Raw genomic sequence first — 9221 nt, 5'->3', positions numbered from 1 at the left:
AGGAAAGCTTATATGCTGATTTAAGAACGCAAGAAAAGGGGAGAGGGAAACGAATGAAGATAAGAGACATGCTTGGAAAAGGAAACACTACGGTGTCTTTCGAGATATTTCCACCAAAGACAACATATCCCATGGAGACCATTTTCGAGACGCTTGAAAAGCTGAGGGACCTTTCCCCTGATTTCATATCTGTCACCTATGGTGCAGGTGGTTCATCACAGGGGCACACCGTTGAGATCGCATCTAGGGTGAAGAAGGATTTCGGTATCGAATCCATCGCCCACCTTACCTGCGTGACCTCTACGAAGGATTCCATCCGCCAGATGCTGCAGGATATAAGGAACAGCGGGATAGAGAACATCCTCGCACTTCGCGGTGACATACCGGACTCCTTCCGGGAGGACAGGAGCTGGAAGCCTGAATACAGGTATGCATATGAGCTTATTGATGAGATCGTTGATTTCGGAGGATTTTCAATAGGTGCCGCATGCTACCCGGAAGGACACGTAGAGACAAGGAACAAGGTCGATGACCTCAAGTACCTGAAGCAGAAGGTCGACCATGGAGTTGATTTCCTGGTCACGCAGCTCTTCTTCGATAACGAGCTGTTCTACCAGTTCAGGGAAAAGATGGACCTTGTAGGCATCGAGAAGCCCGTTATAGCAGGAATACTCCCGGTACTTAACATCAACCAGGTGAAGAGGATCCAGGAGATATCAGGCTGCAATATGCCTCCAAAGTTCCTGAGGATCCTTGACAGGTACGAGCATGACCCGAAATCCCTGCAGGAAGCAGGGATAGCCTATGCGGTTGACCAGATAGTGGACCTTCTGTCCTTCGGAATCGAGGGTGTGCACATATATACGATGAACAAGCCTGAGCCGACAAGAAGGATAATGGAGAGCATATCAACAGTGAGATATTCAGAGGCTAGGAAGGTTATATCAAGATGATAGCGGACCTCAGGGAAGCTGCAAGGTATCTCGGATACGGCTCTAATCCTCCTGATGACAGGACAATGGAAGAGATGATTGAGATAACTGATGAGCTTGAAGCTTCAGCCAGGGGCAAATGGACCTATGGCAGCTACGACCTTGAAATATCAGAGGAATGCATCACTCTTTCAGGTACAGGGATAGAGCTCAGGGGAAGGAACATTAGAAGGATACTTGCAAATGCGAAGACTGCCTATATCATGGCGTGTACAATAGGACCACAGGCGGAAAGGATCATCCAGCTGAAGAAGCTTCATTCAGCCACTTCAGGCATGATCGCAGATGCATGCGCATCCGCTCTGGTAGAGGGCTATGCAGACCTGTGCCAGAAGGAGATCGAGGGTAACCTCAAGCCTAACCAGACCCTGACCTTCAGGTTTGCGCCAGGATACGGTGACCTGCCTCTTTCCACAAACAAGATGATCCTTGAGGAGCTCAAGGCTGAAAAAAGGATCGGGATCCATCTGACTGAAACCATGCTTATGACACCAAGAAAATCAATAGTCGCAATACTTGGTATACTTGACGGCGACACCAACAAGGGAAATGACCACTATTGCGGCAACGAAAGCTGCGATGACTGCAGCCTGAAGGATAACTGCACGTCAAGAAGACAGGGGAGTGCTGAGAATGAATAAACTTGAACGACTGGGAGAAGAAGTGCTCCTTTTTGACGGAGCGATGGGTACCATGCTCCAGGCCTACGGAATGAAGCCTGGTCAGAATCCTGAGCTTCTTAACCTTGAAAAGCCGGAGCTTATAAAGAGGATCCATACTGAATACATTGAAGCTGGAGCAGACATAGTGACTGCCAATACCTTCGGAGCCAATTCCTACAAGCTCTATGAGTCAGGGCATTCCACCGAAGAGGTGATTACAGCTGCCGTTGGTATCGCAAAGGCTTCTGTTAAAGACACGGATAAACTTGTCGCACTTGATATTGGGCCCATAGGACAGATGATGAAGCCGATAGGACTCCTCGACTTCGAGGAAGCCTACGACCTTTTCAGGGAGCAGGTAGTTGCAGGAGCAAAGGCCGGGGCTGACCTTATCCTTATCGAGACCATGTCTGACCTTGGAGAGATGAGGGCAGCTGTGCTGGCTGCAAAGGAGAATTCAAACCTTCCCGTGTTTGCGACAATGACCTTTTCCGATGACGGGAATACCCTCACCGGAACCAGCCCTGAGATCATGGCGATGTCCCTTGACGCTTTGGGAGTGGATGCACTGGGTGTCAACTGTTCCCTGGGTCCGAAGGAGCTCCTTCCGATAGTTGAAAGGGTCCTTTCGGCAACGAACACACCTGTGATGGTCCAGGCAAATGCAGGACTTCCCATAACAGAGCATGGAGTATCAAGATATTCAGTTACTGCTGATGACTTCCTGGAATCAGCGAAGCTTTTCGCAGGCATAGGAGTATCGGTGATAGGAGGCTGCTGCGGAACGACTCCTCTATATACCGCAAAGCTTATGGAGGCAAGATCAAGCTTCAGGAAGCGGGAACATAAGACCCTCAGCAGGTATGTCTGCTCCGCCCAAAGGGCTGTCTCGCTTGACGGGAAGGTCACCCTCATCGGAGAGAGGATAAACCCTTCAGGCAACAAGGCACTGAAGGAACAGTTCATGGCAGGGAATCCGCTTGCTGCAGTGAAGGTAGCCTTCGAGCAGGTACAGAAGGGGGCTGAAATCCTTGATGTCAACACTTCACTCCCACAGATAGATGAAGCTGGGTATATGATACGGATAATCGACGGGATGAGCGGCCTTGTGGACGCGCCGCTGCAGTTCGACTCCACCAAGCCTGAGGTCCTTGAGAAGGCCCTCAGGAGATATTCCGGTGTCTCAATAGTAAATTCAGTGAACGGAAAGCAGTCATCAATGGATTCGATCTACCCTATAGTAAGGAAGTATGGTGCCTTTGTTGTTGCGCTGTGCCTTGATGATGAAGGTATTCCGGATGACGCAAAGGGAAGGACAAAGGTAGCGAAAAAGCTCATAGATGAAGCAAAGGAATACGGTATAGATGAAGGAAGGCTTCTTATAGACTGCCTGGTGCTTACAGCATCGGCACAGCAGAAGGCAGTAATGGAGACGCTTTACGCAATGAGATGGGTCAAGTCGGAGACCAGGGCGCTTACCACACTGGGCTTAAGCAACGTATCCTTCGGTCTGCCCTTCAGGGCTCTGATCAACAGGACCTACTTCGCGATGGCACTAACCTCAGGGCTTGATACGGTGATAATAAATCCGGGAGCAGAAGGCATCGTAGACACCCTTAAGGCCTTCAACGTGCTTGCTGGCATAGATGACGGGGCGGTAGACTACATCGCCTACAACAATCAGCTCAATCCTCTGAAGAAGGAAGAGCCCAAGAAGGAAGGAGCCTCTAAGTCCTTCAGGGAGCTGCTCCTTGAAGGGGATTCAAAGGGTATCCTTGAAATAACCGGAACTCTTCTTGAAAAGGAACCTCCTCTTTCAGTTGTAGATGACCACATTGTTCCAGCGCTTGATGAGGTAGGAAGGCTTTTCGAGGAAAAGACGATATTCCTTCCGCAGCTCATTAGGGCTGCAGAGACAGCAGGAACCGCATTCGAGACAATAAGGGCGCGTCTTACCGCCGGGAGCGAGAAGCTTGAGTCAAAGGGTACCATCGTCATGGCAACTGTCCGCGGTGACATACATGACATTGGCAAGAACCTGGCAAGGGTACTCCTTGAGAACTACGGGTATGAGATAATTGACCTTGGCAAGGATGTTCCAGCGGAGACTATCGTCGAAGCGGTAAAGTCAAGGAATATAAAGCTTGTGGGACTTTCAGCCCTCATGACAACAACAGTAACCTCAATGGAGGAGACGATACTGGCACTGAGGAAGGAAGCACCTGATGTCAAGGTATTCGTAGGCGGTGCGGTACTTACTGAAAGCTACGCGAAATCGATAGGTGCAGACTACTACTGCAAGGATGCCAGGGCAGGAGTGCTTGTGGCGGCAGAGGTATTTGGAAAGCAGTGACATAAGGCTTTAAAGGATGGGAGACCATCCTTTTTTTATTTTCAATGCGATGAATTCAATAAGTCCCGAGGATTGGGGAATATTGAATGAGCTTGCAAATGACTCTTGGGAGCTAATGTTAACGCAAAGTGAATAAAATGTAGAATTTGTGCGATATCTGAAATTAATGTAAACCGTGGGAAATCTGAGAATCCTGTTTCCCCTGAATTCAAGTTCAAGTAAACCAATATTGGAATACCTGGTGATGTATGACCCAATCAGACCATTAAGCATATTTTCATGTACAATTTCACTTTTGTTTTGCAAGGAATGATAATACAGCTTAAGTTGTCTGAAAATATGAATTATTGGAATATTGATAGTAGTTTGACAATAAAATTGTGTATTGTTAACCTGAAACTGTGGTTCTAATTTTGCACTAATTGAGAGGAGGTATGGAAATGGTAGAGCAGGTAATCATGCCGAAGCTTGGAATGATGGAAGCGGATATCAGGCTCAGCGAGTGGCTGGTGAAGGAGGGCGAGCTGGTAGCGGAGGATCAGGAGCTTTGCGAGGTGGAAAGCCAGAAGATAACAAATCAGGTGAAGGCCAAAGCAAATGGGACTGTACTCAAGCTGCTTGTGGACGAAGGTGACGAGGTACCTATAGGTACGGTGATTGCCCTGCTTGGTGAACCTGGAGATGATATTTCTGAATTTTTATAGGAAGGTCATGAGATGATAGGAATAATCGCCAATCCGTCTTCAGGAAAGGACATAAGGAGGCTTGTGGCACAGGCTACGGTCTTCGACAACATGGAGAAGGTAAACATCATACAGAGGATACTGTCCGTGATACATGCTTCAGGGTTAAGGGAGATATGTGTCATGCCTGATGCTTTCCAGATAATTGATAAGGCATGCGAGCATCTGAAGAGAAGCATGAAGATAGATGTGGAAGTCAAATATCTGGATATCCTTGTTGAGAATGACCAGGCAGATTCAACCAATGCAGCAAGGATGCTTCGGGAAATGGGAGCATGCTGCATCATAACCCTTGGCGGTGACGGGACTAACAGGGCTGTAGCGAAGTCCTGCGGTGAAGTGCCGCTTATTCCGGTTTCTACGGGTACGAACAATGTCTTTCCAAGGATGATGGAGGGTACCCTTGCAGGTATGGCTGCTGTGGTAGCGGAAAGGGATAAAGGCAAAGAGTGGCTTAGGATGTCAAAAAGAAAGTGCATCAAGGTTTACAAGAACGGGATATTCACTGATATTGCCCTCGTGGATGCGGCAATAACCAGTGACCTCTACGTGGGTGCAAGGGCACTGTACGACCCTTCCGCCATAAGTGAGCTTCTGGTCACCGTTGCAAAGCCCGACTGCCTTGGAATGTCTGCTATCGCTGGGAGCGTCCATCCTGTGGAGGAGACTGACCCAAACGGTGTTTATGTGGAGCTTGGCGAGAAGGGGTGCGTAGAGACATGGGTCCCCATGGCTCCGGGAGTCATGAGCAAGATTGCGTTTCGGGGATACAGGGAAGTGGTCCCGTATGAGAGGATACTCGTCAAGGCAAATGAAGGTATGGTAGCACTGGACGGTGAGAGGGAGGTTCCATTCAACAGGGGAGACAGGATAGAGCTTGAATTAAGTCCTGACGGACCCGTAGTAATCGATATCCATGAGACTCTCAAGGCGGCATCGGGCAGCGGTTTCTTCATTGAGTGCGGCGAAGGTTCGAAGGATGTTTTGGAGGGCTTCAGCTTCTACAGGCGCTGCGGGGAGGAGTCTCCCCGGGGTATTTGAATTGAATAGGAGGTAAGACTGTGAAAGTACCAAATGAGGATCTCATAAAGCTGTATGGCGAAATGTGGCTTATCAGGCTCTTTGAAAAAAGGCTGTCTGACCTTTTCGCGAAGGGTGTCCTTCCCGGATTCATACACCTTGGGATAGGGCAGGAGGCGTTCATGGCCGGAACGCACTACAACATAAAGCCAGGGGACAGCGTAGGCACGAGCCACAGGGAGCATGGTCTCCTTCTTGGACTCGGTATAAGCCCAAATGCTCTGATGGCAGAGCTTTATGGAAAAGCCACCGGGTCGAACAAGGGCAAGGGAGGGTCCATGCACGCCTGCTCGCCCAAGAACGGGGCGCTTGGCTGCAACGGAATCCTTGGAGACGCTCAGACAATAATTAACGGATATGCATTCTCCCACAAGTTCAGGAATGACGGCAACATTGCCATAACCATATTCGGTGACGGCGCTGCAAACAGGGGTGACGTCCATGAAGGCATGAACCTTGCCAGCGTCCTGAACCTTCCGACAGTGTTCATCATAGTCAACAACGGCTATGGAATTTCAATGTCAAGCAAGGATTCATCCAACATACAGGACCTTTCGGCAAGGGCCCAGAGCTACGGGATGCCTGGGATCTCCGCTGACGGGAATGATGTCCTTGCAGTTATTGAAGCTACTGGGGAAGCCTTCAAGAGGACCAGGGAAGGCGGTGGGCCTTGCGTACTTGAGTTCAAGACCTACAGACACCAGGGGCACTTCGAGGGTGACCCGGTAACCTACAGGCCTAAGGAAGAGCTTGAGATGTGGCTGAAGAAGGACCCGATAAAGAGACTTGAGGCTATAATCCTTGAAAAGGGTATAGCTGCACCTGAGAAGCTCCTTGAGGTCAAGAACGAGCAGATAGCAGTCATCGATGCAGCCCAGAAGTTCGCGGAGGAAAGCCCTTATCCTGACATTTCCGAAACCTACACCGATGTCTACTTCGAGCTTGAAGGAGGTGCCCTGAAATGAGGGAAATAACCGTAGCACAGGCCATCAATGAGGCGCTTGCGGAGGAAATGGAGAGGAATCCGGAGGTTTTCGTGATAGGTGAGGATGTAGGTAAGTTCGGAGGCTGCTTCGGTGTTACCGCAGGCCTCATCCAGAGGTTCCCGAAACAGGTCATCGACTCACCGATTTCTGAAACAGCCATAATGGGATTGTCTACAGGAGCGGCGTACATGGGTATGAAAGCTGTTCCCGAGCTCATGTTCTCAGACTTCACATCAGTCGCAGCGGACTACATTGTAAACCAGGCGACAAAATCAAGATACATGGCAGGCATGCAGGAGGAAGGTAAGGTCTGCGGAATGGTGCTGAGGGTTCCGAATGGAGCAGGCATAGCCGCTGCAGCCCAGCATTCGCAGTGCCTTGAAGCATTGTTCATGAACATCCCGGGAATCAAGATCCTCATACCTAGTACCCCAGCAGACTACAAGGGACTGCTCAAGACAGCTATAAGAGGCAATGACCCCGTACTCTTCTATGAGCACAAGCTTTTATACGGCGTAAAGGGACTTGTCCCTGACGGGGATCATACGGTACCCATCTGCTCGGCGGACGTGAAGAGGGAGGGCACCGATGTAACTGTAATAGCGACACAGATGATGCTCCACAAATCACTGAGGGCTGCAGAGAAGCTTGCCAAGGAAGGCATAAGCGTAGAGGTCGTCGATCCAAGGAGCCTTAAGCCCCTTGACATCGGAACCATCGCAAAGTCAGTGGAGAAGACAGGAAGGGTGGTCCTGGTAAACGAAGCGCCATGCTTCGGAAACTCCGTCACTGAGATAGGGCTTGAGATCGCAGAGCATGCGTTCAAGTTCATGAAGGCGGCTCCGGTCAGGGTCTGCGGACCAGATACACCTATCCCGTTCTCGCCTGTCCTTGAAAAGGAATGGCTGGTAAACGAGGACGACATAATTGCAGGTATAAGGAAAGCTCTGGGATAAATCAAGTAAACGACAGTGTGTATCCGGAAGCCTAAGTGTTTCCGGATACAGCTGTCCTTCGGAGGGAAGGTATGTCAGAAGCAAGGTACACTGACACAAAGGTCAGAGGATTAAGGAAGATAATCGCAGAAAGGATGACAGCAAGTGTCCATGAGAACGCGGCAATAATGCTGTCGAGGGCAGCGGATGTTACATATCTTATGGCAGCCCATGAAAAAGCCAAGAAGGAAGCAGAGGACAAGGGTGAAAAGGCTCCGTCTATAAACGACATGGTCCTGAAGGCAGCGGCACTGGCCTTGGTGAAGCATCCAGCGCTGAACTCGACATTTGAAAACGGGATCGTAAGGACCTATGAGGATATCAATGTCAATATGGCAGTGGCTATTCCAAACGGGCTCATGACACCGGTTATAAGGAATGCAGATAAACTGACTGTTAACGAGATAATGGCAGTGACGCGGGAGCTTACGGAAAAGGCAAGGAATGGTGCCCTTGCAGTAGAGGACATGGTAGGAGGAACCTTTACCGTAACAAATGTCGGAAAGATGAAGATAGAAGTTGCGACGGCCATAATCAACCCGCCTCAGGTTGCGATACTGTGCGTAGGTGCGGTGGTACCCAGGCTCGAAAGGGTCAACGGGGAGATTGCTGACAGGTTCAGGCTCTATCTCAGCCTTACCGTGGACCACAGGATAATCGATGGCTATCCTGCATCGCTTTACCTTGATACCGTCTGCGAAATACTGGAGGATCCCACAGTGATCATGCAGTAGGTATCAGTGGCTGAATCTTATGAAAGGAGTCATGCCAATGCAAAAGAGATACGTGATTGAAATCGGAATGGGTGCAGACCTTCATGGCGGAGACATTACGAAGGCAGCAGTAAAGGCAGTAAATGATGCGGTATCGAGATGCTGCCTGTGCGGAATAGAGGATATCCTGGAAAAGGATGTGCTTAAGATGCATGTCCACGTGAAGATCGGCTGCACTGACCCTGAAAGGTTGGATAAGGCGGCAGTACTCAAGGCAGTGCCGGTAGGGAACAGGGACATAGAGGTCGTAAAGGGAGGTCTCAACGCACATGGACTTCTTGTTCCGGTATTCGGAGCAGGGGAGACTATTGAGATCGCACTAGCGGTCCTTACAGTATATGTGGACATGTGACAGAAAGCTTTGGCAAAACAGCCTTTCAAGACCCTATAATGGGTTTTGGAAGGTTTTTTGCAATTTACCTGGTTCATTTTTTCGGACAATTGTCCTTAAAAATGGGTTTCTGGCAATCATAGGCTTGGTATACGATTATATCATCATTGCCTGCATAGTGACTGTTTCGAATGATGAAAGCGCGATCTCTGAAATCATAAGGAATATCATTTGAAATACAATCCCGCCTTCGGCTCACATTTTGAGCTGGAGGCGGGATTGTTACGTTGTGCGCCCGGCATGGGC

Annotated in this window: 9 protein-coding genes; all 9 read left to right on the top strand. The window is 49.5% G+C overall.

The features are described 5' to 3' along the window. Positions 1–53: 53 nt before the first annotated feature. The gene (metF, locus tag T472_RS05690; RefSeq protein ID WP_023383819.1) at positions 54–953 is read left to right on the top strand and encodes a methylenetetrahydrofolate reductase [NAD(P)H]; all 900 of its coding nucleotides are present in this window, start codon (positions 54–56) and stop codon (positions 951–953) included. Beyond that, positions 950–1633 (top strand): vitamin B12 dependent-methionine synthase activation domain-containing protein, encoded by a 684-nt coding sequence (locus T472_RS05685; RefSeq protein WP_023383818.1) that lies wholly within the window; start codon positions 950–952, stop codon positions 1631–1633. Before metF ends, T472_RS05685 begins: the two co-directional genes overlap by 4 nt. Further along, the gene (locus tag T472_RS05680) at positions 1626–4007 is read left to right on the top strand and encodes a homocysteine S-methyltransferase family protein (protein WP_023383510.1); all 2382 of its coding nucleotides are present in this window, start codon (positions 1626–1628) and stop codon (positions 4005–4007) included. The genes T472_RS05685 and T472_RS05680 overlap by 8 nt, the downstream gene beginning before the upstream one ends. A 440-nt stretch (positions 4008–4447) precedes the next feature. After that, entirely contained in the window at positions 4448–4711 is a 264-nt protein-coding gene (locus tag T472_RS05675; RefSeq protein WP_023383509.1) for a biotin/lipoyl-containing protein, read from the top strand. 12 nt (positions 4712–4723) lie between these two features. Beyond that, positions 4724–5791: an ATP-NAD kinase family protein gene (locus T472_RS05670; RefSeq protein ID WP_023383508.1), complete on the top strand. Its 1068-nt coding sequence runs from the start codon at positions 4724–4726 to the stop codon at positions 5789–5791. A 20-nt stretch (positions 5792–5811) separates the two neighbouring features. After that, positions 5812–6795, top strand: coding sequence for a thiamine pyrophosphate-dependent dehydrogenase E1 component subunit alpha (locus T472_RS05665; RefSeq protein WP_023383507.1), 984 nt, complete (start codon positions 5812–5814; stop codon positions 6793–6795). Continuing rightward, complete coding sequence (locus T472_RS05660) at positions 6792–7772, top strand: alpha-ketoacid dehydrogenase subunit beta (RefSeq protein ID WP_023383506.1); 981 nt, start codon at positions 6792–6794, stop codon at positions 7770–7772. The genes T472_RS05665 and T472_RS05660 overlap by 4 nt, the downstream gene beginning before the upstream one ends. 71 nt (positions 7773–7843) lie before the next feature. Then, entirely contained in the window at positions 7844–8545 is a 702-nt protein-coding gene (locus T472_RS05655; protein ID WP_023383505.1) for a 2-oxo acid dehydrogenase subunit E2, read from the top strand. A 37-nt stretch (positions 8546–8582) separates the two neighbouring features. Further along, complete coding sequence (locus T472_RS05650; protein WP_023383504.1) at positions 8583–8936, top strand: Lin0512 family protein; 354 nt, start codon at positions 8583–8585, stop codon at positions 8934–8936. The last annotated feature ends 285 nt before the right edge of the window (positions 8937–9221 follow it).

The organism is Youngiibacter fragilis 232.1 (assembly GCF_000495435.3).
Taxonomy (GTDB): domain Bacteria; phylum Bacillota; class Clostridia; order Clostridiales; family Clostridiaceae; genus Youngiibacter; species Youngiibacter fragilis.
The sequence above is the reverse complement of the archived record's forward strand: the minus strand, read 5'-3'. Positions and strand labels throughout refer to the sequence as shown.